21 protein-coding genes are annotated in these 24,558 nt (G+C 69.9%); 10 read left to right on the forward strand and 11 right to left on the reverse strand.

Features of this window, described 5'->3' with window-relative positions; translation table 11 throughout:
* Window positions 1-302 precede the first annotated feature (302 nt).
* The 5 genes from AMYNI_RS45120 (at window position 303) to AMYNI_RS0122270 (ending at window position 7,394) form a co-directional block, all read left to right on the forward strand.
* Window positions 303-1,640, forward strand: coding sequence for a tetratricopeptide repeat protein (locus AMYNI_RS45120; protein ID WP_020670262.1), 1,338 nt, complete (start codon window positions 303-305; stop codon window positions 1,638-1,640).
* 131 nt (window positions 1,641-1,771) lie between these two features.
* On the forward strand, window positions 1,772-2,164 hold the full coding sequence (locus tag AMYNI_RS0122255) for a histone-like nucleoid-structuring protein Lsr2 (RefSeq protein WP_020670263.1): 393 nt from the start codon (window positions 1,772-1,774) through the stop codon (window positions 2,162-2,164).
* Window positions 2,165-2,514: 350 nt separating this feature from the next.
* Window positions 2,515-3,969 (forward strand): phytoene desaturase family protein, encoded by a 1,455-nt coding sequence (locus tag AMYNI_RS0122260; RefSeq protein ID WP_020670264.1) that lies wholly within the window; start codon window positions 2,515-2,517, stop codon window positions 3,967-3,969.
* Between the two features lie 81 nt (window positions 3,970-4,050).
* Window positions 4,051-5,943, forward strand: coding sequence for a Xaa-Pro dipeptidyl-peptidase (locus AMYNI_RS0122265; protein WP_020670265.1), 1,893 nt, complete (start codon window positions 4,051-4,053; stop codon window positions 5,941-5,943).
* Between the two features lie 23 nt (window positions 5,944-5,966).
* Window positions 5,967-7,394 carry a pyridoxal-dependent decarboxylase gene (locus AMYNI_RS0122270; protein ID WP_020670266.1) on the forward strand — a complete coding sequence of 476 codons (1,428 nt, stop codon included), beginning with the start codon at window positions 5,967-5,969 and terminating at the stop codon, window positions 7,392-7,394.
* A gap of 458 nt (window positions 7,395-7,852) precedes the next feature.
* Here AMYNI_RS0122270 and AMYNI_RS48270 read toward each other — a convergent pair whose 3' ends face one another.
* From AMYNI_RS48270 to AMYNI_RS45125, 7 genes are all read right to left on the reverse strand, one after another.
* Complete coding sequence (locus AMYNI_RS48270) at window positions 7,853-8,734, reverse strand: DUF222 domain-containing protein (RefSeq protein WP_245573976.1); 882 nt, start codon at window positions 8,732-8,734, stop codon at window positions 7,853-7,855.
* Between the two features lie 58 nt (window positions 8,735-8,792).
* Complete coding sequence (locus tag AMYNI_RS0122285; RefSeq protein ID WP_040405870.1) at window positions 8,793-10,613, reverse strand: alpha-L-fucosidase; 1,821 nt, start codon at window positions 10,611-10,613, stop codon at window positions 8,793-8,795.
* A gap of 135 nt (window positions 10,614-10,748) precedes the next feature.
* A complete protein-coding gene (locus AMYNI_RS0122290) occupies window positions 10,749-12,470 on the reverse strand; it encodes an alpha/beta hydrolase (RefSeq protein WP_020670270.1) in 1,722 nt (573 codons plus the stop codon).
* Window positions 12,470-12,991: a hypothetical protein gene (locus tag AMYNI_RS0122295; RefSeq protein WP_169515764.1), complete on the reverse strand. Its 522-nt coding sequence runs from the start codon at window positions 12,989-12,991 to the stop codon at window positions 12,470-12,472. The genes AMYNI_RS0122290 and AMYNI_RS0122295 overlap by 1 nt, the downstream gene beginning before the upstream one ends.
* 37 nt (window positions 12,992-13,028) lie before the next feature.
* A complete protein-coding gene (locus AMYNI_RS0122300; RefSeq protein WP_020670272.1) occupies window positions 13,029-13,616 on the reverse strand; it encodes a TetR/AcrR family transcriptional regulator in 588 nt (195 codons plus the stop codon).
* A 106-nt stretch (window positions 13,617-13,722) separates the two neighbouring features.
* A complete protein-coding gene (locus tag AMYNI_RS0122305; protein ID WP_020670273.1) occupies window positions 13,723-14,529 on the reverse strand; it encodes an SGNH/GDSL hydrolase family protein in 807 nt (268 codons plus the stop codon).
* A gap of 74 nt (window positions 14,530-14,603) precedes the next feature.
* Complete coding sequence (locus tag AMYNI_RS45125) at window positions 14,604-14,789, reverse strand: hypothetical protein (RefSeq protein WP_020670274.1); 186 nt, start codon at window positions 14,787-14,789, stop codon at window positions 14,604-14,606.
* An 86-nt stretch (window positions 14,790-14,875) separates the two neighbouring features.
* On the opposite strand from AMYNI_RS45125, the gene AMYNI_RS0122315 reads away from it, so the two are divergent.
* The 4 genes from AMYNI_RS0122315 to AMYNI_RS0122330 are packed head-to-tail and all read left to right on the forward strand — an operon-like array spanning window position 14,876 to window position 18,082.
* Window positions 14,876-15,844, forward strand: a complete 969-nt coding sequence (locus tag AMYNI_RS0122315; protein ID WP_020670275.1) for a GlxA family transcriptional regulator — start codon at window positions 14,876-14,878, stop codon at window positions 15,842-15,844.
* 23 nt (window positions 15,845-15,867) lie between these two features.
* Entirely contained in the window at window positions 15,868-16,713 is an 846-nt protein-coding gene (locus AMYNI_RS0122320; RefSeq protein WP_020670276.1) for an alpha/beta fold hydrolase, read from the forward strand.
* A 36-nt stretch (window positions 16,714-16,749) separates the two neighbouring features.
* Window positions 16,750-17,433: an MOSC domain-containing protein gene (locus AMYNI_RS0122325; protein ID WP_020670277.1), complete on the forward strand. Its 684-nt coding sequence runs from the start codon at window positions 16,750-16,752 to the stop codon at window positions 17,431-17,433.
* Between the two features lie 16 nt (window positions 17,434-17,449).
* A complete protein-coding gene (locus tag AMYNI_RS0122330; RefSeq protein WP_020670278.1) occupies window positions 17,450-18,082 on the forward strand; it encodes a TetR/AcrR family transcriptional regulator in 633 nt (210 codons plus the stop codon).
* Between the two features lie 6 nt (window positions 18,083-18,088).
* On the opposite strand, the gene AMYNI_RS0122335 is transcribed toward AMYNI_RS0122330, so the two are convergent.
* Both AMYNI_RS0122335 and AMYNI_RS0122340 read right to left on the reverse strand, forming a co-directional pair.
* On the reverse strand, window positions 18,089-19,681 hold the full coding sequence (locus tag AMYNI_RS0122335) for a beta-N-acetylhexosaminidase (RefSeq protein WP_020670279.1): 1,593 nt from the start codon (window positions 19,679-19,681) through the stop codon (window positions 18,089-18,091).
* A gap of 164 nt (window positions 19,682-19,845) precedes the next feature.
* Window positions 19,846-21,738, reverse strand: coding sequence for a propionyl-CoA synthetase (locus tag AMYNI_RS0122340; RefSeq protein WP_020670280.1), 1,893 nt, complete (start codon window positions 21,736-21,738; stop codon window positions 19,846-19,848).
* A 177-nt stretch (window positions 21,739-21,915) separates the two neighbouring features.
* On the opposite strand from AMYNI_RS0122340, the gene AMYNI_RS0122345 reads away from it, so the two are divergent.
* Entirely contained in the window at window positions 21,916-22,425 is a 510-nt protein-coding gene (locus tag AMYNI_RS0122345) for a hypothetical protein (protein WP_020670281.1), read from the forward strand.
* Window positions 22,426-22,454: 29 nt separating this feature from the next.
* Here the strand turns inward: AMYNI_RS0122345 and AMYNI_RS0122350 are convergent, their stop codons facing one another.
* Both AMYNI_RS0122350 and AMYNI_RS0122355 read right to left on the reverse strand, forming a co-directional pair.
* Entirely contained in the window at window positions 22,455-22,850 is a 396-nt protein-coding gene (locus AMYNI_RS0122350; protein ID WP_020670282.1) for a hypothetical protein, read from the reverse strand.
* Window positions 22,847-24,556: a hypothetical protein gene (locus AMYNI_RS0122355; RefSeq protein ID WP_020670283.1), complete on the reverse strand. Its 1,710-nt coding sequence runs from the start codon at window positions 24,554-24,556 to the stop codon at window positions 22,847-22,849. Before AMYNI_RS0122355 ends, AMYNI_RS0122350 begins: the two co-directional genes overlap by 4 nt.
* Window positions 24,557-24,558: the final 2 nt, after the last annotated feature.

Below are 24,558 nucleotides of genomic sequence, written 5' to 3' on the forward strand. Positions count from 1 at the left end.
AGCGGAATCGGAACATGACGAAGACCGTCCGGTCGGTTCGTTTTCCAACGCCGCTGGTCAACGCCGTTTCCACGGTTTCCAATCTGTCTGGAAACCCTCAACTCCTTTGCCGCCGGGTATGCCGCGGGCAGACTTGATCTATCGGAACAGGTCCCCGGAGAACCGGGAAAAACACCGCCGAACCAGGGGAAATCTACTTTTGTGGGGGAGGTGAATTGTCGTGCACACGCATTTGCTGTCGATTTGCTAATAGCGGCGTCGCTCAGGTCGCGTCCCTGCTATCCGCCGAACCGAGGTACCGAGTGCTCATCACCAGCAAGAACCGGCTGAACGCCCTCGACGACCTGGCACCCGTGCCGGTCGGCGAGTTCTCCACGGCCGAAGCGATCGACCTGTCCTACCAGGGGTTGCCCGAGCCGCAGCGCCGTCTGTTCGGTTTGCTGGCGCTGCATCCCGGACGGGACATCGCCGCGCACAGCGCCGCGGCGCTGGCCGGGCTCGGGGTCGCGGAGGCCGGACGGCTGCTCGGCCGGCTGGCCGCCGCGCACCTGATCATCCAGCGGCACGGCGGGTACTGGCAGTTCGACGAGCTGGTGCGGGCGTTCGCCACCGGGCGGGTGCTGGCCGAAGTTCCCCGCGCCGAGCAGGACGCCGCGGTGACCAGGCTGCTCGACCTCGCGCTGGCCAGAACGGCGGCCTGCGACGAACTGCTGGCACCGCAGCGTTACCGGCCGCCGCCGGTTCCGGGTGGGGAAGCGCCGGAGGCGGCCGAAGGGTTCGCCGAATGGCGCACCGCGTTGTCGTGGCTCGACCTGGAATGGCCGAACCTGGTCGCGTTGTGCGGGCTGGCCGCCTTGCGCGGGGAGTACCAGCGGTGCTGGCGGCTGGCCTTCCTGCTGCGGGACTTCTTCTTCCGCACGAAGCTGTGGGAGCCGTGGATCGGGACGCACCAGCACGCCGTCGCTTCGGCGACGGCGGCGGGCGACACCACGGCGCTGGCCATGACGTTGAACAACCTCGGCATGGCGCACGCGGACCGCGGCGATCTGGGCACCGCTCGCGGCCACTACGAACAGGCGCTGGCGTTGTTCCGCGAAGCCGGGGACGAACACGGCAGCACCGGTGCGCTGGCCAACCTCGCCTGGGTCAACCTGTACCTCGGCGAACACCTGGCCGCCCGGCGCGACCTGGGGATCGCGCTGGAGTTCCACCGGCGCGCCGGTTCGGCGCGCAACGTCGCGATCACCCTGCGCGGGATCGCGCTCGCCGAGGTCGAGCTGGGAGCGTTCGGCGACGCGCTGCGCCACGCCGAGCAGGCCCGCGACGATTTCCTCGGGGTGGAACTCGACGCGGCGATGTCGGCGAGCTGTCTCGCGTGGGTGCGTTACCGGGCGGGGCAGGCCGCGGAGGCCGCCGCGTGCTACCGGCAGGCCGTCTCGCTGGGCGAACGCGGCCGGAGCCCGTTCGAGGTGGCCCGCGCCAAGACCGGTCTCGGCAACCTCGCGGCCGCGGCGGGCTCGGGCGCGGAGGCGGCGCAATTGTGGGCACAGGCCGACCGGCTGCACCCGGGCATCAACCCGGTCACGGTCGGTGAGGCTCGTGCCCGCCAGGCGTGGCAGAGCGCCGGGGGAAGGCGCTAGCTCGCGGCGCCGGTGGCCAGCGGTGATGGACGTACCGGCGAGTCGGGCCGGACGTTGACCGCGTGCCAGTTAGCCTGCTGCTCGATGCGCGCCGTAGGCGCACGATGACGAGCCGAGGAGATGCAGGCGATATGGCGCAACAAGTCCGGGTTGAGATGCTCGACGACCTCGACGGCAGCGAGGCCACCCAGACCGTCCCGTTCAGCCTGGACGGCGTGACCTACGAGATCGATCTCTCCGAACACAACGCGGCGGGACTGCGGGACGAACTGGCCCGCTATGTCGCCGCCGGCCGCCGGACCGGGGGCCGGAAGCTGCGCGCCGCGACCGGCGAGTCCGTCGACAACGGCCAGCGCGAACGCAACCGCGAGATCCGCACCTGGGCGCAGGACAACGGCTACCAGCTCGCCGACCGGGGACGGATCTCCTCGGAGGTCATCGCGGCCTTCGACGAGGCGCGGCGGGAGCCAGCCAAGCCGGCCGCCCGCAAGCGCGCGCCGCGGAAGAAGGCAGCCGCGAAGTAGCGGAGTGAAGGACGTCCTGCCCGTCCCGGCGGGACGTCCTTCGCGTCAGGCGGCCGAAGCCGACTTCGACCGTTTCGGCGGCCACCACACCTGCCGCGGCGGCGCCGGCGCGCGGTCGTCCGACTGGTTCAGCTCCTCCGCTCCGTCCTGCCAGCGCCCCCAGTGCAGAGCGCAGAGTCCTCTCGCGATGGATACCCCGGTGCAACGGCTACGGCGGCATGCGTCGTACTCGCCCATGTTCGGCGTCCCTCTCCCTCTCGTCGCGTCCCCCGTGCGTGGTCCAGAATAAGTGACACAGCCGCGAATTCAGTAACAGTTCGGTGGCTCCGTGTGGTCGGTACAGTGTCGTGATGCCTGCACCGGACGCCGTCGTGGTCGGCTCGGGGCCGAACGGTCTCGCGGCCGCGGTGGTGCTGGCCAGGGCCGGGCTGCAGGTCGAGCTGCGGGAGGCCGCGGCCGAGGTCGGTGGCGGGCTGCGGTCCGCCCATCTGTTCGACTCCGAGGTGCTGCACGACATCTGCGCCGCGGTGCACCCGATGGCGGCGGCCTCGGCGTTCTTCCGCGAGTTCGACCTGCGGGCGCGTGGCGTCGAGCTGATCCAGCCGGAGATCGCGTACGCGCATCCTCTCGACGACGGCCGCGCCGGTCTCGCGTACGCCGACCTGGAGCGGACCTGCGACCGGCTGGGACCGGACGGCGCGAGATGGCGACGGCTGATGGCCCCGCTGGTCCGGCGCAGCCAGGGCCTTGTCGACCTGCTGCTCTCCGACCTCCGCCGGCCGCCGGTGGACCCGCTGGCCGCGGCCATGCTGCCGCCGCGGGTACTGGCCCAGGGCACCCCGCTGGCGCGGCACCTGTTCCGCGGGCCGGAGGCGCCGGCCCTGCTCGCCGGGGTCGCCGCGCACGCCGTTGGCAGGCTGCCCAGCCTGCCGTCCGCGGCCACCACCCTGCTGCTCGGGCATCTCGCGCACGGCACCGGCTGGCCGCTGCCCCGTGGCGGCAGCCGCCGGATCGCCGCCGCCATGGTGGACGACTTCGTGGCGCACGGCGGGGTCGTGCACACCGGCTGCCCGCTCACCGCGCTTCGTGAGCTGTCCGGGGTACCCGCGGTACTGCTCGACCTCGGCCCGCGAGGGCTGCTCGACGTGGCGGGCCCGCAGCTGCCGCCGGGCTACCGGCGCCGGCTCGAGGCGTACCGGTACGGGCCCGGCGTGGTGAAGGCCGACTTCCTGGTCTCCGAACCGGTTCCCTGGAAGAACCCGGCGCTCGGCCTGGCCGGCACCGTGCACCTCGGCGGTGACCAGCGGGCTGTCTTCGCCGGCGAGAACGCGATGGTGCGCGGGAGTCGCACGGACGACCCGCTGGTGCTGCTGGTGGACCCGATGGCGCAAGACGATTCGCGCGGCAGGCCGGGGAAGCGGCCGGTGTGGGCGTACTGCCACATGCCCCCCGGCGACGGCGCGGACGCCGGGGAGCTGATCACCGCGCAGATCGAGCGGTTCGCGCCGGGGTTCACCGACACGGTGCTGGCCTGCCGCAGCGTCACCGCGCCGGGCATGGCCGCGTACAACCCGAACTACGTCGGCGGCGACATCGGTGCCGGCGCGGTCACGGTGCGCCAGCTCTTCGCCAGGCCGGTGCCGCGCTGGAATCCTTACCGCACCCCGCTCGGCGGGGTCTACCTGTGCTCGGCGGCCACTCCGCCGGGGCCGGGCGTGCACGGGATGAACGGCTACTTCGCCGCCTGCTCCGCCCTTCGCCACGAGTTCGGCATCCGGACGCCGCCTTCACTCGCTCCGGCATAGCAGGCGAAAGTACCTTGTGCGTGATCGCCGGACGGGCCAGAGTTTCGACCGGAACGGCCAGCTGGGGAATGGGACTAATCGATGCGAAAGTTGCGGGTGCTCGCCGCGGCCGGAATGGCCGGGGTGTCTCTGTTGTCCGGTGCGGTGGGGGTTTCCGCGGCACCGCTCGACGACGGCAGCCGGCAGGTCGTGGTGCGCGACGGCGCCACCCAGCCGGTGTACGACTACCAGGAGGCCGTGCGCGAGAAGGTCTACGTCGAGACGCCGGTGGACAGCGACCGCGATGGCAGGCACGACAAGCTCGCGGTTTACGTGATCCGACCGAAGGAGACCGACCACGGCCTCAAGGTGGCCGCGCTGGTCGAACCGAGCCCGTACAACGGCGGCACGCTCGACGTGCCGTATCACCCGGCCGAGGTCACCGGCGAGCCGACGACGGCGCCGTGGTCGCCGCCGACCGGCCCGTGGCCAGGGGTGAACTACGGCCGGATGTACTACGACAACTACTTCGTCTCCCGCGGTTACGCCGTGCTGGCCGCGGACACCCTCGGCACCGGCGACTCGGAAGGCTGCCCGACCGCGATCGGTGAGGACGAGAAGGTCGGCATGAAGACCGTCGTCGAATGGCTCACCGGCAAGGCGAAGGCGTTCACCGCGGACGGCGAGGAGATCAAGGCGGGCTGGTCGACCGGGAACGTCGCGATGACCGGCAAGAGCTACAACGGCACGCTGCCGGTGGCGGTGGCCAGTACCGGGGTCGAGGGCCTGAAGACGGTGGTGTCGATCTCCGGCATCACCAGTTGGTACTCCTACTACCGGGCCAACGGGGCGGTGGTGTCGCCGGGCGGCTACGTCGGCGAGGACGCGGATCTGCACGCCAAGGTGGTGCTGACCCGCAAGAACCCGGAGGTCTGCGCGGCGCCCATGCACGAGATGGAGACCGCGATGGACCGGGTCAGCGGGGACTACAACGCGTTCTGGGACGAACGCAACTTCGCCAAGGACCTCGGGAATTTCAAGGGCAGCGTGTTCCAGGTGGCCGGCATCAACGACTGGAACGTGAAGCCGAAGAACTTCTCGGACCTGTGGACCGCGCTCGGTGAGAACCACATCCCGCGCAAGCTCTGGCTGCACCAGGCGGCGCACGACGATCCGCTGTACGTGGCGGAGAAGGACTGGATCACCGCCGCCCACCGCTGGTTCGACCACGCGCTCTACAACGTGGACAACCAGGTGCAGCGCGAGCCGATGGTGCGGTTCGAGACCGAGCCCGGCAAGTGGACCACCTACCGGAACTGGCCGGAGCCCGGTGCACGTGACCTGACCCTGCGCTTCGGCGCGAGTGCCTCGGCCGCGCAGCCCGGTGTACTCACCCCCGGCTGGGCGCCCGGTTCCGGGCGTCGGCAGAACTTCGTGGACGATCCTGCCCGCACCGCGGAGAGCCTGGTCGAGCCGGTGGACAAGGCGGACCCGAACCGGCTGCTCTACGTCTCCGATCCGCTGCCACGGGACGTCCGGATCTCGGGCACGCCGGAGATCTCGGTGCGGGCGTCGGTGGACGGTCAGTCGCCGTACCTGAGCGCGTTGCTGGTGGACTACGGCAAGGACGAGCGGATCACCGGGTTCGGCCCCACCGAGGAGAGCTGGTGCTTCGGCGACAGCGTCGACGGCGACTCCGGCTGCCGGTCGCATTACCGGTACAGCACCGCGGAGACCGGCTACCAGGTGATCAGCCGGGGTTGGATGGACGTGCGCAACCGGCACTCGGCCTCGGTCACCGAGCCGATCAGGGCGGGCCGGGACTACACGTTCGACTGGCCCATGGAGCCGCGGCAGTACCAGCTCAAGGCGGGGCACCGGCTCGGCGTGGTGCTGCTGGTGACCGACCGCGACTACACCCTGCGGTACCCGGCCGGCACAAAGATCTCCGCCATGCTCGGCCAGAGCAGCGTCCGGATTCCGCTGGCGGGGTAGGGAAAGCGAGTATGAGCGGGCACATGTCGCCGGAGGAGTTCCGGGAGCACGGCAAGCAGGTGGTCGACTGGATCGCCGACTACCTGAGCACGATCGAGTCGCATCCGGTGCGCTCGCAGGCGCTGCCCGGCGAGGTCCGGGCCGCGCTGCCCGCGCATCCGCCGGAGCACGGCGAGCCGTACCGGAACGTGCTCGACGATCTGGAAAGCCTGGTGCTGCCCGGGGTTACGCACTGGCAGCACCCGAGCTTCTTCGCCTACTTCCCGGCCAACGCGACCGGTCCGGCGATCCTCGGCGACTTGCTCTCGGCCGGCCTCGGGGTGCAGGGCATGGTCTGGGCGACCAGCCCGGCCTGCACCGAGCTGGAGACGGTGGTGGTGGACTGGCTGGCCGAGCTGCTCGGACTGCCGGACGGGTTCCGCACCGATTCGGCGGGCGGCGGGGTCATCCAGGACTCCGCGTCCAGCGCGAGCCTGGTCGCGGTGCTCGCCGCGCTGCACCGGGCCAGCTCGGGTTCGGTCGGTGCGGAGGGGATCGACGGCCGGTACACCCTGTACGTGTCCTCGCAGACGCACTCCGCGCTGGAGAAGGCGGGCCGGATCGCGGGTATCGGCGCGGCCAACGTGCGCGTGGTGGATGTCGACAAAGCGACCCTGGCTATGGATGTGGCGCACCTGCGGACGCTGGTCGAGGCGGATCTGGCGGCCGGTGCGGTGCCCACGCTGGTGTGCGCGACGATCGGTACCACCTCGACCACGGCCATCGATCCGGTCGCCGAGATCGGTGGGCTGTGCCGGGAGTACGGGATCTGGCTGCACGTGGACGCGGCCTACGCCGGCGTGGCCGCGGTGTGCCCGGAACTGCGCTGGATCAACGACGGGGTCGCGGAGTACGCCGACTCCTACGCGACCAACCCGCACAAATGGCTGCTCACCAACTTCGACTGCACGGTGCTCTGGATGGCCGACCGGGCGCCGATGGTCGACGCGCTGTCGATCCTGCCGGAGTTCCTGCGCAACTCGGCCACCGACTCCGGCGCGGTGATCGACTACCGGGACTGGCAGGTGCCGCTGGGCAGGCGGTTCCGCGCGCTCAAGCTGTGGTCGGTGATCCGCTGGTACGGCGCGGAAGGACTGCGCGCGCACATCCGCGACGGGATCGCACTGGCCGCCGAGTTCGCCGCGCTGGTACGCGCCGACCCCGGTTTCGAGCTGCGCGAGCCGCACCCGTTCGGCCTGGCCTGCTTCCGTCCACTATGGACTGATCTGGACCGGGAGGCGGCCAACGCGAAGACGCTGGCGCTGATGGAGCGGCTGAACGACTCGGGCTCGCTGTACCTGAGTCATACCAAAGTGGACGGTCAGGTGCTGCTGCGGATGGCGATCGGCGGCCCGGCCACCCGGCGACAGCACGTCATCGAGGCATGGGAGCACATCCGCGCTGCGCGCTGAAGACGCCTTCAGCGCGGGATCCCTCCCCGGCGATCCGGCTAGCTTGGCTCCGGAAGGGAGGAGCCATCGGTACCGTCCGCCTTCTGCCCGGAGTCGTCGGAGTCCGACATTCCCCAGTCAGACTCGGACATCGACGGGCGTACGGAACCGAGGACCGGACCGGGGCCCTATCGGGTCGAGATCTTCGCCAGCCATGACGACGACGCCGAAGACATTGACACCCTTACCGACTACCTGAATCGGCTCCAGCCAGCCTGGACGGCAGCGGGCCGGAAGGTCCAGGTGGTCGTCTGCCAGTACCAGACCCGGCTGGACGGCGGCACGGAAAAGTGCGGCCCCTACGTCGAGTTCGGCCCCGGCGACGGCGTCGACCAGTACAAGATCTACGACGCGGCTTCTCGGCAGCTATTGGACAAGTTCGACCTCAGGGGCTTCCCACGTTGTCCGGGAGTGATTTCTTATCCAGAGGGAGAGCAGGAGCCGTCACTGGTGATCTCCGTGCCCCGCCACCAGGACTTCATCGACCAGTGACCGGGTCGGTCACGATCCGGCGCCAGGTCGACCCCGGGTTGTGGGCAGTTTCCTTGGCCAGTCGGGTGGGGTCGGAGTCGGCGAGTTCGGCGGGGTTGTCGTTCAATCCGGTCGGGGTGGCGGAGTCGACATAGGGGGTACACACCGGTCTTCGGGTTACGTGGTGTCCCGTGTTCGCGCAGGCACCGATCCGCCAGCACATCAGCTCGAAGCTGATCCAGTGTGCGAGGCTCGCCCTTGACCTTGAGGGTGCGTGCTTCGCGGTCGGTGCGGGCGTAGATCGCTGTGCCGACTTCCACTGGCACAGCGACGATCAGGGTGGTCATGCCTTCGCCTTGGTGCACCAGTTCGACTTTGCGGTCGAGGCGGCGTCGTCGGGTACGGGCGGCGTGTCCGTTCGGGTCGATTCGGGCAACCACACGGTTCACGGCCCGCCGTAGTCCGGAGGGGTTCTTGCCTGCAAGCCGATCGCCCATCACTGCGTCGACTTCACGCGCCTTCTCATCGGAGAGCACAGTGGTGGCATCAAAGACTTTGGATGCCTTGTGCCCGTCGATGACCCCGGATTCCATGGCCTGCAACGTTTTCGGCAGTCGCGTCACCAACGCCTCGGCCAACGCGATCTGCTTACCGGCCATGTTCTCGGTAACCGCAAGCCCCAGCGCCAACTCCGCTGACGCCCCTCTGGTTCTTTCTTCAACCTCATTCAACCGCGCGATCAACCGGAGCTGCTCCGCCTCCAACCGGCACTTCTGCTCCTGAATAACCCGAATGTCCTTCAACAACTCACAAGCCTTGTCAATGTCCATACCCACAACTCTATCGGCGCCCCCCGACAAAACCGAGGTACCGAGCCCGCCCTACCAGTCAGGACAAGGGAAAGAGCTGCCCAGTCGGCACGATCTCCTGCGGAGTATTCGGACTGGACCAGAGCAGCTTCATAGATGCTTCCCCACCACGCTCGACCTGTTCCAGTCGGATCGAGTAATGCCTGCCAGCAGTGAGCCGGATGGCACCTTTGTCCACCGCCGGCCCATGCGGAACCGTGTTGTCCACCACCAACCGCCCGTCCACCCAGAGCCGGACCGTGTCATCCGAAACCGTGGTGAAGGTGTACTCACCGGTCTCACGCGGCACCACCCTTCCGGTCCACCGCGAGGAGAATCCCTCGGCCGGCACTGACGCGGCCGGCGAGCCGGTGAACTTCCAGTTGTAGTTCACCCCGGGGTCGGTCCTGGTCACCACGGGTTGGCCGGTGAAGTCGGGATTCGCCCAGAACTGCGCGGTCAGCCCCTTGCCGTGCCCCGGTCTGGCGAGCGCCGGGGTGCGTACCTTCAACTCGATCACGGTGGCGATTTCGTTGGTGGGCTTGCCTTCCGGGGTCAGCGTCACTCCGGTCGCGTCCTGGCCGACGCGCACCCGCTGGTCACTGCCGAGCACCCGCGCCCCGGTCACCCGGAACGGCGAGAGCGCGTCCAGCTTCAAGGATTGCCCGGCGGCGGGCCAGTTGTACACCGAGGCGTAGAGCCGGTCACCCTGGCGGCTGACCACACCCCAGTCCGGCTCGGCGACGATCCCCGGCGCGCCCGCGCCGTACACCGCGCGGCCCTGCCCGTTCGTCTTGAGCCAGTCGCCCATCTGCTTCAGCCGGTCCACGGACTCCTTCGGCACCACGCCGTTGCGGTCCGGGCCGACGTTGAGCAGGTAGTTGCCGCTGCGGCTGGCGATGGACGTCAGGTTGCGGGTCAGGTCGGTGGGCGACTTCCAGTTGTGATCCCAGTCGGTGTAGCCCCAGCTGCCGTTGAGCGTCATGCAGGACTCCCAGAGCTGGCCGTCCACCGGTTGCTCGGGGATCTCCTGTTCCGGGGTGCCGGTGTCGCCGTCCACCACGCGCCGCTTGCCGACCCGGTTGTTCAGCACGATGTTCGGGTCCAGGCTGCGGACGTAGGCCTCCAGCTCTTCGCCGTCGCGCTCGGTCCACGGGTTGTTCGGCCGGTCGGTGCTCCACTCGCCGTCGAACCAGAGCACCGCCGGGTGGTAGTTGTCGACGAGCTCCTTGAGCTGGGCGTACATCCGCTCCTTGTAACGCGGGAAGGTCGCCGGGTCGGCGAAGTCCGGGTCGTGCCAGTCCCAGATGCTGTAGTAGAAGCCCAGTTTCACGCCCTGTTCGTCGGTGGCGCGCTTGAGCTCCGCCATGATGTCGCGGTTCTTGTCGAAGGACGAGTGGTCGCGCAGGTTCCAGTCGTTCACCTTGGTCGGCCACATCGCGTAGCCCTCGTGGTGCTTGCTGGTGATCACCAGGTACTTCTGGCCGGCGTCCTTGGCGGTGCGCGCGATGGCGTTCGCGTCGAACCCGGCCGGGTTGAAGTCCGCGGCGAGCTTTTCGTACTCCGCCGCTGGAATCCGGCACTGCCGCTGGATCCATTCGGCGTCCTGGCAGGTGGTTCCGTCCGGTCGCTGGTACCTGCCCTGAAGCTGGGAGTAGGCGCCGAAGTGGATGAACATGCCGAACCGGTCGTCACGCCACCAGGCGGTGCGGTCGGCGGTGAACGGGTCGTCGGTGGCGTAGTTGGTGCCCGGCCCCTGGGCGGGGGCCGCCTGCGTCACGGCCGGCAGGGCGCCGGCCGTGAACGCGGCGGCCAGCAGGCACAACGCGGCGCGGAGCGGTGAGCGGGACGATCGAGACATGGCCGTCTCTCCTCGTTGAGGGGTCTACAGCTCGACGAGGAGAGACGGTAAAACAGCTATAGGTCGGATGTAAACAGCCCTATGGCGGTATCCTGGTAGATAGCACCCAGATGGACGCGCTATAGATCTGATGAATCAGTCGGTGAAGCTCAGATCGGCCATGGTCAGCGAACCGGTCGGCCGGACGTCGAAGGCCAGCTTGACGCTGCGCACCTTCGCCAGGTCGATCCCGGTGAACGCGCTCAGCGGCACCCGCACCGGGTTCAGCAGCAGGTGCGGGATGACGTCCTGGTCCGAGGTGGTCGGCGGGTACGCGAGCCCGGTGCCGAACTCGCCGGCCCGCGCGGCGGCGGACCTGCCGTCCGCGTCGGTGAGCACGAGGTGCAGGTCCTGCGCCTGCCCGCGCGGGTTGCGTTCGCTGGTGTAGTCCACCGCGGCCCGGAACTGCACCGCGGCGTACCCGCGCAGATCGCCGGCCGACTCCGGCACCTCGTTCGTCAGACTGTCCGAAGTGGACGACCAGTCCACCCGTTGCCCTTGCACACCGAGGAAACCCCAGCCGCGGTGCGGTTCGCGCTGCGGGTCGGCCTGGGCGAACCGCAGGCAGGAGTCGTTGGTCTCCATCGACTCCCCGCCGCAGGGCTGGGTGGTGAGCCCGCCGGCCGGGGTGACCGCCCCGCCGAGGTCGTTGACCCCGCCACGGGGGTTCGCGAACCGGTAGACGTCCTTGCGCCGGGCGGTCGCCGACGGCGGGTGGTACGACGTCTGCACCCCGGCCCCGATCCCCGAAGGCAACCGGCCGGCACCACGCCACAGCGGCGCGAACGCGTCCTCGCCGCCGAGGTAGTAGCGGAAGAACGCGCCCATATAGGCGTTTCCGGTGGCGAGCTGGTCCGCTTCGGTGAGCCTGGACGGCTGCCCCGGCGCGCAGGGTGAACCCGGTTCGCCGCGCCAGTCGTCCATCGAACCGGGCAGCCCGGCGCTTTCCGACCACATGCTGTTGAAGTAGTTGTGGTTCGCACCAGGCACGGTCACCACGTGCCGGGTCGCCCGGTCGCCGGCGATCCGGTAGCGGCCGTCGTCGTAGTAGTGCACGCCCTGAAGGTCGGAAACGTCGCCGTCGCAGGCGGGCAGCAAGCTCGCCATCGGCAGTCCGGTCGGGATGCGCCGCTCGAAGTCGGTGGCGGCCAACGGAAGCAGCGCACCGATCCGGTAGGGCTGCGGCCGCTGCGCGTTCTGCTCGACGGCGTTGACCACGCCTTCGCCACCTCGCGAATGGCCCATCAGGCCGATCCGGTCCAGGTCGAAGGAGCGGGCGACGGACCCGGGCACCGGTGCGCCCGGCTCGTCGCGCCATTTCCGCCACAGGTCGAGATGCGCCAGCACCAGCTCCCCGCGAGCCGGCTGCCCGTACGAGCTGTCCAGCGAGTCCGCCGCGTTGATTCCGTTGGCGCTGACCGAAATCACCCCGTACCCCTGGGACGCCAGCGTCCTGGCGAGCGCGGCGTAACCGAGATGGCTGTCGATCGGCTTCTTGCCCTCCGGGCACGGCCAGCTCGAATCCGCCTGGTCGGTGCCCGGCTGGTAGCAGGTCGCGTGCCTGCCGTGCAGCAGCACGACCAGCGGGTACGGCCCGTGCTCGCTGTCGGCCGGGTAGTAGACCTGGCCGGTCAGCTCCACCGGGCCGGGAAAACTGGTCGGATGGAACACGTCGTCGCCCAGCGTGTAGCCGGTTTCGGCGACCGGATGCGGTCCGGGTGCAAGTGGATCTGGTACCTCGGCCGCGGTCGCGGACAGCGGGGTGAGTGCGGCGGTCACGGCCACGGCCGCGAGCGCCAGCCTGCTCCAGCGCCGCATCAGCGCGCCTCCCTGGTCAGCGTGCCGACGGTGGTCGCCGGGCCGGTTCCGTACCGGTAGGACACCTCGGTGCCGGTCCGCACGTCTTCCAGGCCGACGTTGAGCGAGCGCTGGTCCACGGCACCGATCCCGCGGCCGACCGGCTTCCCGTCGATCAGCACGGTCGGATCCAGTGCCCGCAACGGGAAGTCCCCGTCGATCCGCAGCCGGAGCACCTCCGACACCGGCTGCGCGCCGGCGCGCAGGGAGATCGGCGCGGTCAGCGGAACCTCGTCCACGGTCATGCTGGGCCCGCGCGCGACGGTGGTGCCGGCCGGGGCGGACCGCAGCTGGGCGGCCACGGTGTTCGGCAGCGCGGGCGGGCCATCGGTGTTGCCGGCTTGGGCGGCCGGGGCCCTTGGCACGTCCTCCGGCTCGCCGGGTTCCGCGGCGCTGGACAGCACGGTCCAGGTGATCGCCCCGGCCAGCAGGGTGAGCGTGAAGGTGATCCCGATGGTCCAGGTTCTCGGTCGTGAACGCACCATTACTCCCCGAAGCTGGTGGAAAATTTTCACCAGGCTATGGGCAGTGGTTGATCATGTCCACGCGTTGGTCGAGATAGGACTCCAGGGTCACCGCCAGCACTGCGGTCACGTCCGGGGCGAAACTGGCTTCGGCCAGCCCGCCCCACAACCAGAGCCTGGCCAGCCCGTGCAGCGCGGCCCACAGCGAGGCTGCGGCCAGCCGGGGATCGGTGCCCGCCCGCCAGCCCGCCGACGGCACCGCCGCCACCATGCCGGCGAACAGGTCGAAAACAGCGCTGCTGTGCCGCACCAGCTCCGGATCGGCGGGGTCGATCAGGTCGTGCCGGAACATCAGCTCGAACCTGGCCGGCCGCGCCAGCGCGAAATCGACATAGCTGTGGCAGGCGGCCAGCAGCACCTCGCGCGGCGAACCGTCCGGCAGCTCGTCCTTGCGCCCGTACAGTTCCTGGAACCCGAGCGTGGCCACCGCGGAGAGCAACTGCGCGCGGCCGGCGAAATGGCGCAGCGGGGCACCGTGCGAAACCCCGGCGCGCTTGGCAATCCGGCGCAGGGTGACCGCTTCGACGCCTTCGGAGTCGAGTAGCTCGCTCGCGCAGTCGATCAGGCGCCGGCGGGTGCCCACTGGGGCATCTCTTCCGCGTTCTTCGCAGCGCGCGGTCGGATGCGTGGAGCCGGACCTCCGGCCCGCCTCCACGCATCCGAGCCTTCGGCAGGTGCGCGCCCGATGGTCATCTGAGCACCAAGGCGGATTCCGTGGCCGCTTCCTCCGCGAGCACGGGCAGCAGCTCGGGGCGTTTCGGCAGGAAACCGTCGCCGGGGGAACGGCCGATGAGCCGGTTCCGGAACCTGGTCACGGCCACCGGCAGCACTTCGCGGCGCAGCCAGTCCACGTTCGCGCGGAGCGAAGGTGGTGCCGGCGTGCCGGGCAGTGGTCGCAGCCAGGATTCCTCGTACGGCGCGCCGAGCCGTTCCAGCAGATGCGCGGCCACCCTGCGGTGGCCGTGCTCGCCGAGATGCAACCGGTCCGGTCCGAAGTACCGGAGGTCGCCGGCCGCCGGGTCTTGCCAGAGGTCGACCAGCAGCGCGCCGTAGCTCACCGCGGCCTCGCGGATCGCGTCGTTCAGCGCGATCAGCCGCGGCCGCATCCGGCGGCCCATCGGCAGCTGGCCGGAGAGGTCGCTGAGGGTGAACACGACCACGGCCGGAGCCAGCGAGGTGAGCGCCCGTACCGCCGCGTCCACCCTGGCTGCCACCGTGCGCGCGGTCCAGCCGCGGGTCAGCACGTCGTTCCCGCCGCCGAACAGGGTGACCAGATCGGGCTCGAGCGCGGCCACCTTGGGGATCTGCTCGGCGGCGATCTGGTCCAGCCGCCGCCCGCGCACCGCGAGGTTGGCGTACCGGAAGTCCGGCTCGGTCGCGGCCAGCCTGGCCGCGACCAGGTCGGCCCAGCCGCGGTAGTACCCGCCGTGTGGATGCGGGTCGTCCAGGCCTTCGGCGCAGCTGTCGCCGACCGCGACGAACCGTTGGTAGCTCATTCAGGACCCCGTCATCACGCGTTCACCTTGACGACACTGTTTAGCAAACGCGTGTAGACGGTGTCTACCTGCGGTCAGCGGTCTGACAGCGGAGGGGTAACGCCTGCCATGGCGATCAGCTCGGTGCGGATCCGGACCCGGTCGCGGTCGGTGCCTTCGTCACCGCCGGTGACCTGCGGACTTGCCTGGCGGACGTGGTTGCGCTGCAACCCGTAGACGACCAGGCCGATCAGGATGAGGAGGAACAGCGCAGCAATCATGGCACGAATTGTGCGCTGCACTATTTACTGCCAACAGTGGCAGATCTGACCTTGTGCAACAAAATCCTGCCATCTAAGCTTCAGGCATGCTCAAGACTGTCGCGGTGGTGCTGGTCGAGGGTGTCGCGCCCTTCGAGCTCGGCGTGATCTGCGAGGTGTTCGGCATCAAGCGCGATTCCCCCGAGGTCCCGCCGATCGAGTTCCGGGTATGCGGGGAGCGGCCGGGCGAGCCGCTGCGGGCCAACGTCGGCTTCGGGCTGACCCCGGACTACGGGCTGGACGGCCTGGTCGGCGCCGACCTAGTCGCGCTGCCCGCGTGCGATACCCGCGAGGTGTACCCGCCCGCCGTGCTCGAAGCGCTGCGTGCCGCCTCCGCGCGCGGCGCGACCCTGCTTTCGGTGTGCACCGGCGCTTTCGTGCTGGGTGCGGCCGGTCTGCTGGACGGGCGGAAGTGCACCACGCACTGGCGGCACGCGGACGCGTTCGCCGCCAGGTACCCGCTGGCCGAGCTGGATCCGGACGTGCTGTTCGTGGACGACGGCGACATCGTCACCAGCGCCGGCGCGGCCGCCGGCATCGACGCCTGCCTGCACGTGGTCCGCCGCGAGCTCGGCTCGGCCGCGGCCACCCTGATCGCCCGCCGGATGGTCGTGCCGCCCCAGCGCGACGGCGGCCAGCGCCAGTTCGTCGAACTGCCCATCCCCGAGTGCACCGGCGACAGCCTGGCGCCGGTGCTCACCTGGATGCTCGAGAACCTCACCGTCGAGCACACGGTGGCCGCGCTGGCCCGGCGCGCGAACCTCTCCGAACGAACCTTCGCCAGGCGGTTCGCCGCGGAGACCGGAACCACCCCGAACCGCTGGCTGTCCACCCAGCGGGTGCTGCACGCGCGCCGGCTCCTGGAGGACACCCCGCTCAGCGTGGACGAGATCGCCCGCGAGAGCGGGTTCGGCACCGCGGCCCTGCTGCGGCACCACTTCCACCGGGTGGTCGGGGTGTCGCCGAAGGACTACCGCCGGACGTTCTCGAAATGCGTCGAGGTCTTGCCCGGCTGAGTGAATCCTGTTATGCATGAGTCATGCATGAATGGACCGACAGCTTCCAGACCTTCCGCAGTACCGCCGGCGACGTCCGCTGGGCCGCGTTCGGCGATCCCGCACACGAGCCGGTGGTGCTGCTGCACGGCACCCCGTGGTCGTCCTACAGCTGGCGTGCCGTCGCGGCCGCGCTGTCCGGGCGGTACCGGGTCTTCGTCTGGGACATGCCGGGTTACGGCGCGTCGGAGAAGTTCGAAGGCCAGGACGTTTCCGTTGGCGCGCAAGGAAAAGTCTTCACCGAGCTGCTGGCGCACTGGGGACTGGACGAGCCGCTGGTGGTCGGTCACGACTTCGGTGGCGCGGTCGCCCTGCGGGCGCATCTGCTGCACGGCGCGAAGTACCGGCGGCTGGTACTGGCCGACCCGGTCGCGCTGACCCCGACGGGTTCGGAGTTCTTCCGGCTGGTCCGCGAGAACGCCGAGGTCTTCGGCAAGCTGCCGTCGCATCTGCATCGGGCGCTGGTGCGCGAGTACGTGGCGTCGTCCGGCGGTTTCGGGCTGCACCCGCGGGTGGTCGACGCGCTGGCCGAGCCCTGGCTCGGCGAGGTCGGCCAGGCCGCGTTCTACCGGCAAATCGCGCAGGCCGAAGAGCACTACTTCGCCGAGGTCGAGGCCCGGTGTCCGGAACTGGACCTGCCGGTGCTGATCTGCTGGGGTGCCGAGGATCGGTGGATCCCGGTGGCCAGGGCGGACGAGTTGGCCGCGCTGATACCGGGCGCGCGGCTGCGGGTGCTGCCCGGCGCCGGGCACCTGGTGCAGGAGGACAGCCCGGCCGAGCTGACCGCGGCCCTGCTGGAGTTCCTCGGCGGTGAGACGGCTGGAAACTAAACGAACGGTCGTGCTAATTTCGGGGTCATGGCTGAGATGAGCGTCGAAGGTGTCTTCGTCGGCAGGCCCAGCGTGCTCGGCACGCAGCGCGGCGAGCCGGTGTACAGCGCGATCACCAAGCACCGGGTGGACGCGGCCGAGCTGCGGCTGACCGAGCTAAACCTGGACGGGGACGACCAGGCCGACCGGACTGTGCACGGCGGGCCGGACAAGGCGGTCTACGCCTATCCCGCCGAGCACTACCGGGACTGGGCCGCGGACTCCTTCGAGCTGGCGCCCGGCGCGGTCGGCGAGAACGTCTCCTGCACCGGCGCGGACGAGCGCACGGTGCGCATCGGGGACGTCTGGCAGTGGGGCGACGCGCTGGTCAGCGTGTCCCAACCCCGGTCGCCGTGTTTCAAACTCGCGATGAAGGCGGGCCGCAAGGACGTGGTGCCGGCGATGATCGACTCCGGGCGCAGCGGCTGGTACCTCCGGGTGCTGCGGCCGGGTCTGGTGCCCACGTCGGGGCCGATGGTGTTGGCCGAGCGCGACCTGGCCTGCCCGACCGTGGCCGAGGTGTACCTGGTCTCCTTCGCGAACGGGGCCAAGCTCGACGACGCGCAGCGGGCCGCTTTCCGCGAGCTGGCCGAGCGGGTGACCGGCGCGCCGGGGCTGGCCGAGCGGTACCGGCAGGGGCTGCTGAAAAAGCTGGCCAAGCTGGTCGATTCCGGTCGATGAGCACCGATGAGCGCTGATGAGCACTGACGGCAGGCTGGCGCGCGGGGATTCCACGCGGCGCACGGTGCTGCGCCGAGCGGTGGACCTGGCGTCGGTGTCCGGGCTGGACGGGCTGTCCATCGGCGGGCTGGCCGGGGAGCTCGAACTGAGCAAGAGCGGGCTGTTCGCGCTTTTCGGCTCCAAGGAGGAGCTGCAGCTGGCCACCATCGAGGCCGCGTCGGAGATTTTCCACCGGCAGGTGATCGCACCCGCGCTGGCCGAGCCGGCCGGGCTGCCGAGGCTGTGGGGGCTGTGCGAGGCGTGGCTGCGCTATTCGGAGCGGCGGGTGTTCCCCGGCGGTTGCTTCTTCTACAACACCGCCGCGGAGTTCGACGCCAGGCCGGGCCGGGTGCACGACGCCGTCGCCAGGTCGCGCACCGGGCTGATCGGGCTGATCGCCGAACTGGCCGCGGAAGCGGTCCAGCTGGGCCACCTCGACGGAGACGTCGAAGGGGCCCAGCTGGCCTTCGAGGTGGATGCCCTCGCCAGGGCCGCGAACGCCGATTCGGTGCTGCACGGGGGATCCGAACCGTATCGCCGGGCGCGCAAGGGCATCCTGGCCCGCCTGCGGGCAGTGGCTACCGCGCCGGTCGCACTGCCCGCAGACTGACCCTGGCTATTTCCAGTCGACCTGCGGGGAGCGGTAGAAGTCGATCCCCTGCGCGGCCCACCGCGGGCCGTACTCGGCCAGCCGTGCCCGGTAGGACTCCCAGTCGTGAGTGGACTGCGGCGACCAGCCGATCTCGGCGATCCCGGCCAGCCGCGGGAAGGCCATGAACTCGATGTCGTCGATGGACCGCAGGGTCTCCGACCACAGCGGGGCTTCGACGCCGAACACGGACTTCTCACCGATCCCGGTCACGTAGGTGGCCGGGTCCCAGTCGTAGGAGTCGCGGACCTCGACGTAGCCGGCCCACTTCAGGCCGAGCTTGGTGTTCTCGTCGTACTTCATGTCGAGGTAGGCCTTGTTCGCCGGGGACATGATGAACTTGTTGCCGCGTGCGGCCGCGGCCGCCGCGCTGGCGTTCTCCCTGGCGGTGTCCCAGTACTGCGGCACCACCGAGATCGGCGGGTTGACCTTGGTGACCTCGTTCCAGCCCGACGCCCGCTTGCCGTACTTGCCGACCAGCGGCAGCACCTTGTCCTGGAAGGTCTTGTAGTCCGCGTCCGAGGTGGCGTGCGCCTCGTCGCCGCCGACGTGCAGGAACGGTCCCGGGGTCATCGCGGCCAGTTCGCGGATCACGTCCTCGACGAACTTGTAGGTGATCTCCGAGTTGATGCACAGCGAGCTGTAGCCCACCTCGATGTCGGTGCGCGCCGGCGGGGCGACCCCGTCGCAGTTCAGCTCGGCGTAGGTGTGCTGCGCCGCGTTGGTGTGCCCCGGCATGTCGATCTCCGGCACCACGGTGATGTGCCGCGAGGCCGCGTACCGGTTCAGCTCGGCGTAGTCGGCCTTGGTCAGGAAACCGCCGCCGACCCCGTCCACCCCGGTGCCTTCGCCGCCGCCGACGGTGGTCAGCTTGGGCCAGCTGTCGATCTGGATGCGCCAGCCCTGGTCGTCGGTCAGGTGCAGGTGCAGGAAGTTGATCTTGTGCTGGGCGATCTCGTCGATGTAGGTCTTGATCTCGTCAAGGGTGTGGAAGTGCCTGGCGATGTCCAGCATCGCGGCGCGGTAGCCGAACCGCGGGTAGTCCACGATCTTGCCGCCGGGCACGGTCCACTTCCGCGGCTGCGGCTTGGTGGCTTCGATCTGCGCGGGCAGCAGCTGGCGCAGCGTCTGCACGCCGGAGAAGAGGCCGTCCGCGGTGTTCGCCCGCAGCGTCACCCCGTTGCGGGCCACGTCGAGCTGGTAACCCTGGTCGCCGACCTTGGCCGTCTTGCCGATCTCCAGCGAGATCGCGGGCCGGCTGGTGTGCCCGGACTGCACCGGCAGCGAGTAGCCGGTGGACTTGCGCAGCAGGCCGGCCAGGTAGTCGCCGACCTTCTTGGCTTCGGCCGAACCGCGCGCTGTCTTGATCACGGTGGCCGGGCTGAGCCAGAAGTCGGCCTTGGGGTTGGATTTCGCGTCGACCGGCGCCGGCAGCAGGTTGGCGAACTGGGCACTGCCGCCCTGGTGACCGGCGGCGGACGCGTCCGCCGCCGGCTCGGCCAGCGCCGGTGGACCCAGCACCGACAGGCCGAGTACGGCCGCGCCCAGCAGGCCGACCATGGAAAGCCGCTTCCTCACGGAGCACCTCCGATTGGGGAGAGGAGAAGTCCGTAAAGGTATAGACCAATGTGCGCCAGCACACAACGCCCGATCGGCCTATACCTGCTCACCCGCCGAGTCCGTGAAGGTGCCCTTGCCTACCTTCAACGTAGGCAAGGTGGCCTTCACGGACCTTTCGGGCTGGTGTTGAGGAGTACGGAGCGTAGGGAGTCGAGTACGGCGGGGTCCTCGATGGTGGAGGGGACAGGCTCGTCGCGACCGTCCGCTATGCCGCGCATGGTCTTCCGGAGAATTTTTCCCGAGCGCGTCTTCGGCAGGGCGTCCACTACGGACACGTCCCGGAACGCCGCCACCGGGCCGATGTCGCGCCGCACCGCCGCGGCCAGTTCCGCGCGCAGAGTCTCCTGGTCGATCTCCGCGCCGGCCTTGAGCACCACGAAACCGCGCGGTAGCTGGCCCTTGAGCTGGTCCCGCACGCCGATCACCGCGCACTCCGCCACCGCCGGATGCGCGGCGAGCACCGCCTCCATCGAGCCGGTGGACAGCCGGTGCCCGGCCACGTTGATCACGTCGTCGGTCCGGCCCATCACGAACAGGTAGCCGTCCTCGTCGAAGTAGCCGGAGTCACCGGTCAGGTAATAACCGTCGAACCGCGACAGGTACGACTCGATGTAGCGCGCGTCGTCGCCCCAGAGCGTGGGCAGCGATCCGGGCGGCAGCGGCAGCCCGATCGCGATCGCGCCTTCCCGTCCGGCCGGCAGTTCGCTGCCGTCGGCGTCCAGGATCCGCACGTTCCAGCCGGGCACCGGCATGGTGGCAGAGCCCGGTTTCACCGGCATCGGCTCGATCCCGCGCAGGTTCGCCGCGATCGGCCAGCCGGTCTCGGTCTGCCACCAGTGGTCGATCACCGGCACGCCCAGCTTCTCCCGCGCCCAGTGATAGGTCTCGGGGTCCAGCCGCTCGCCGGCCATGAACAGGGTGCGGAACTCGGGCAGCTCGTACTTCGCCAGCTCGGCCGCGTCCGGGTCCACCTTCTTGATCGCGCGCAACGCGGTCGGCGCGGTGAACAACGCCCGCACCCGGTGCTCCGAGAGCACCCGCCAGAACGCGCCCGCGTCCGGGGTGCCGACCGGTTTTCCTTCGTACAGCACGGTTGTCGCGCCGACCAGCAGCGGCGCGTAGACGATGTAGGAGTGCCCGACCACCCAGCCGACGTCGGAGGCGGTCCAGAACACGTCGCCGGGGCCGAGGTCGTAGACCGCGCGCATGGACCAGGCCAGCGCCACCGCGTGCCCGCCGGTGTCGCGCACGACGCCCTTCGGTTTCCCGGTGGTGCCGGAGGTGTAGAGGATGTAGAGCGGGTCGGTGGCCGCGACCGGCACCGGCTCGGCGGGGCTCGCGTCCGCCATCAGCGCGTGCCAGTCCACCTCCCGCTCGCCGAGTTCCGCCCGCGCGGCTTCCCGTTGCAGCACGACGACCTTGTCCGGCCGGTGGGTGGCGGCGCTGATGCCCTCGTTGATGATCGGCAGGTATTCCACCGTCCTGGTCGGCTCGATCCCGCAGGACGCCGCCACGATCACCTTCGGCTTGGCGTCGGAGATCCTGGCCGCCAGCTCCTTCGGCGCGAAACCGCCGAACACCACCGAATGCACCGCGCCGAGCCGCGCGCAGCCCAGCATCGCGATCACCGCCTCCGGCACCATCGGCATGTAGATGATCACCCGGTCGCCCTTGGCCACCCCGAGCGACGCCAGCGCGCCGGCGAACCGCGCGACCTCGTCCCGCAGCTCGGTGTAGCTGTAGTCGCGCTGGGAACCGCTGACCGGCGAGTCCCAGATCAGCGCGGTCCGCTCCCCGTTGCCCGCCGCCACGTGCCGGTCCAGCGCGTTGTACGAAGTGTTCAGCTCGCCGCCGGGAAACCAGCGGTACAGCGGCGGGTTCGACGAGTCCAGCGCTCGCTCCGGCGGCACCGTCCAGTCGATGTCCCGCGCCGCCGCCAGCCAGAAGCCTTCGGGGTCGGTCAGGCTGCGCTGATACGTCCCGGCGTAGTCGCCCATCGGTCGCCTCCTCCACGTCCTGCACGGCACAGAGCCAACTAGCCCCCACATCATGGCCCAACCCGCGTCATGGAGCCGTCCGGCGCGCGTTCCACTGTTGCATCAGGCAAACTGCAAATTGCGAGCCACACACCGTAAGATGCGGTACTTGGTCAAAAGATCTCGCGGGAGGCTCGGATGGACCACCACGACGCCGGAACTGACCAGGTGGCAGTGCTCGAACGCGCGCTCGCCTCCGCACCGGGCGACGACGGCCTCCGCAGAAGATTGGCACTGGCACTGCACGAACGGGCACTCGAGTCCTGCGGGGTGACCCGGTACCGGACCAGGGCGCCGAGCACCGCGCCGCAGTGGCGGGCGCGCACCGAGGCGGCCCGCCGGATGCTCGCCCTCGACGTGGACGCCGAATTGAACGCCGCCGCCATCGACCTGCTCGCCGAGCTGGCCGAGGACCGGCGCGAGGTTCGCCGCCGCCGCCGACCGTTCCTCTTGCTGGCCGGGCTGGCGGTGCTCGTCGGCGTGCCGGTGGTGGTGCTGGAGCTGCTGGCGGGCGAGGCCGGTTTCGCGGTACTCGCCGCACTCGCCAGTGGTGCGCTGGTGCTCGCGGGCGCGCTGCGGGTCCGCCGGGAGCCGTGGCGGGTGGCGGTCGAGCGGTCTACGCCGCGGGTGTGGCGGCACGGTCACTGAATCACTGACTTACTGAAGTACCGAGCCGCTCAGCCGCCGAAGAGCTGGTCCACGTGTCCGCTGATGCCCGCCACCGTTTCGGTGACCTGGGCGACCCCGGTCAGCAGGCCCTTGACCTTGGCCCAGGCCCGCCGGGCCGCCGCCGGCTCGACCTTCGCCGCCTCTTCCGGGTTCTGGAGCCGCCTGGCGTCGTCGGCGAGATCGTCCAGGCTGTCCTCGAGCACCTCCCGCTTGCGCACCGGGGCGTCCGCGATCTCGCCGCGCAGCCGGTCGATCAGCGCGATCAGCGCGGCCACCTCGTCGGCACTGGCGCCCTGCTGGTTGAAGGTGGCGCCGCTCATCGGGCCGTGCGTGGTGCCCCCGACGTTGAACGCGCCGTAGTTGCCGCCATGGATGTCGATGCGGTTTCGCGGGTCTTCGGTCATGTGGTCGTCCCCTTGGTAGCCGCGGAGGTGGCGCCGCTCATCGGGCCGTGCGTGGTGCCCCCGACGTTGAACGCGCCGTAGTTGTTGCCGTGGATGTTCACGTCGTTGTTGACCACCATCGAGGCGCGTTGCTCGAAGCCGGCCGGGGAGTACCCGGCTTCTCGCAGCAGCCGGCTGATCGCCGGGAGCAGCCTGCTCTCCAGGATCTTGTCGTAGCGCTCGACGTCGAGCTGGTGCAGGTAGTGCCGGACGTCCCCGGCGGCGGCCAGCTCGCGCAGGCTGTTGAGCGAGCCGTAGCGGTCCGGGTCGATCACCCCGCCCTCGTGCGGCAGCGGCCGGATCACGCTCAGCGCGTGCCCCAGCCGCGCCGGGATGGTGGCCGGCAGCTTGAGGAACTCCAGCACGCCCTGGCCGAACGGGACCGCCGAACCGGCCGCCATCCGGTCCACCGCGCGGTAGACGTCCTTGATCGGCCGCAGCAGGCAGGGCGTCCACTCCAGGTACAGCGTGGTGGTGTCCATCGCGGCGTGCAGGTACGCGGACAGCACCAGGTCGCGGTTCCAGGTCTCCACCTGGAAGCACAGGTAGTACCGCGCCCACTCCTTCGGACCGCGGCGCAGGCGGTCGACCTCGTCCGGCGGCAGGAACCGCCGCGGGGCATGGTCCAGGTCGGGCAGGTAGGCCACCGCGTCCGGTTCGTTGCGGTGATAGATCAGCTCGTCGGCCGGGGCGAACACCGCGTTCTCGATGCTCAGGCCGTGCAGCCGCAGATCGGGGGACAGCGCGGTGCTGCTCCGCAGCTCGGCGATCGCCCGGCTGACCCCCTCGTAGAGCGAGACGGTGGTCAGCTTCTCGAACGCCGATCCGTCCTCTTTGGACTCAGTGTCCAGTGGTTCCAGCGGAACCGCCATCGACCACGGCTGGCGGCGCAGCCCGGAGCCGACGAACGGGTGATAACCGCGGTACACCACCAAAGGCGCGCCGCTGCCGGGCGGCACCCCAGGGTTCTCTTCCCGGTAGCGCGCGAGCTGGTTGCGGAAACGTTCGGGGACGAGGGAGTACAGCGTGCTCTGCTCGGCGGGCGGCGGGGCCGGTACGTGCCTGCCGAACCGAGTGGTCAGCAGCCGCCAGGAGGCCCAGCGCTCGAAGACGAGCAGGGCCAGCATGGCGACGCCGAGAATCCAGGCGAAGACGGTGTTCACCGACGTCCCGCCGGTCTGCTCCTCCAGGTAGGACTCGTACCTGCTGGAGCCGAACGACCCGCCGGTGAGGTCTTCGAACACCTCTTCTCCGTTGCCGAACAGGAAGTACAGCAGCACGAGCAGTAGCGCGCCCGCGACGAAGATCTTCACCGACCGGCTCCTGGGGTGCCGGCCGGGCACACCGCGGGCCAGTGCGACCAGCATCAGCAGCACGGCAAGCACGATCCAGCCGTAGAAGATCGGGTTGTCCCAGGACGTGACGACGAAACCCAGCATCAGCAGCGCGAGCAGGCCGTCCCGGACCTTGCGCCAGACCCGCGCGACGGCGGCTTCGGTGAGCACCCGGCCGGCGTCCAGGCCGGGGGACGGCGGCACCGGGCGGGTCGGCTCGACCAGGAACTCGCGGATGGCGTCGTCGGCGTACTCCGGATCCAGATGAGCGGCGGCGCAGAGGTACCGCGTGGTGTCGTCCTGGCTCGTCGGCCGGGCCACCGTTCCGGTCATGG

This window comes from Amycolatopsis nigrescens CSC17Ta-90 (assembly GCF_000384315.1).
Classification (GTDB): domain Bacteria; phylum Actinomycetota; class Actinomycetes; order Mycobacteriales; family Pseudonocardiaceae; genus Amycolatopsis; species Amycolatopsis nigrescens.

Bases quoted from the DNA above. Each gene is read 5' to 3' on its own strand.
- AMYNI_RS0122270 (WP_020670266.1), top strand. From the start codon at position 5,967: ATGTCGCCGGAGGAGTTCCGGGAGCACGGCAAGCAGGTGGTCGACTGG.
- AMYNI_RS48270 (WP_245573976.1), bottom strand. From the start codon at position 8,734: ATGGACATTGACAAGGCTTGTGAGTTGTTGAAGGACATTCGGGTTATT.
- AMYNI_RS0122320 (WP_020670276.1), top strand. From the start codon at position 15,868: ATGCATGAATGGACCGACAGCTTCCAGACCTTCCGCAGTACCGCCGGC.
- AMYNI_RS0122265 (WP_020670265.1), top strand. From the start codon at position 4,051: ATGCGAAAGTTGCGGGTGCTCGCCGCGGCCGGAATGGCCGGGGTGTCT.
- AMYNI_RS0122355 (WP_020670283.1), bottom strand. From the start codon at position 24,556: ATGACCGGAACGGTGGCCCGGCCGACGAGCCAGGACGACACCACGCGG.
- AMYNI_RS0122325 (WP_020670277.1), top strand. From the start codon at position 16,750: ATGAGCGTCGAAGGTGTCTTCGTCGGCAGGCCCAGCGTGCTCGGCACG.
- AMYNI_RS0122305 (WP_020670273.1), bottom strand. From the start codon at position 14,529: ATGAGCTACCAACGGTTCGTCGCGGTCGGCGACAGCTGCGCCGAAGGC.
- AMYNI_RS0122315 (WP_020670275.1), top strand. From the start codon at position 14,876: ATGCTCAAGACTGTCGCGGTGGTGCTGGTCGAGGGTGTCGCGCCCTTC.
- AMYNI_RS0122350 (WP_020670282.1), bottom strand. From the start codon at position 22,850: ATGACCGAAGACCCGCGAAACCGCATCGACATCCATGGCGGCAACTAC.
- AMYNI_RS45125 (WP_020670274.1), bottom strand. From the start codon at position 14,789: ATGATTGCTGCGCTGTTCCTCCTCATCCTGATCGGCCTGGTCGTCTAC.
- AMYNI_RS0122345 (WP_020670281.1), top strand. From the start codon at position 21,916: ATGGACCACCACGACGCCGGAACTGACCAGGTGGCAGTGCTCGAACGC.
- AMYNI_RS0122290 (WP_020670270.1), bottom strand. From the start codon at position 12,470: ATGCGGCGCTGGAGCAGGCTGGCGCTCGCGGCCGTGGCCGTGACCGCC.
- AMYNI_RS0122340 (WP_020670280.1), bottom strand. From the start codon at position 21,738: ATGGGCGACTACGCCGGGACGTATCAGCGCAGCCTGACCGACCCCGAA.
- AMYNI_RS0122330 (WP_020670278.1), top strand. From the start codon at position 17,450: ATGAGCACTGACGGCAGGCTGGCGCGCGGGGATTCCACGCGGCGCACG.
- AMYNI_RS0122260 (WP_020670264.1), top strand. From the start codon at position 2,515: ATGCCTGCACCGGACGCCGTCGTGGTCGGCTCGGGGCCGAACGGTCTC.
- AMYNI_RS0122335 (WP_020670279.1), bottom strand. From the start codon at position 19,681: ATGGTCGGCCTGCTGGGCGCGGCCGTACTCGGCCTGTCGGTGCTGGGT.
- AMYNI_RS0122285 (WP_040405870.1), bottom strand. From the start codon at position 10,613: ATGTCTCGATCGTCCCGCTCACCGCTCCGCGCCGCGTTGTGCCTGCTG.
- AMYNI_RS0122255 (WP_020670263.1), top strand. From the start codon at position 1,772: ATGGCGCAACAAGTCCGGGTTGAGATGCTCGACGACCTCGACGGCAGC.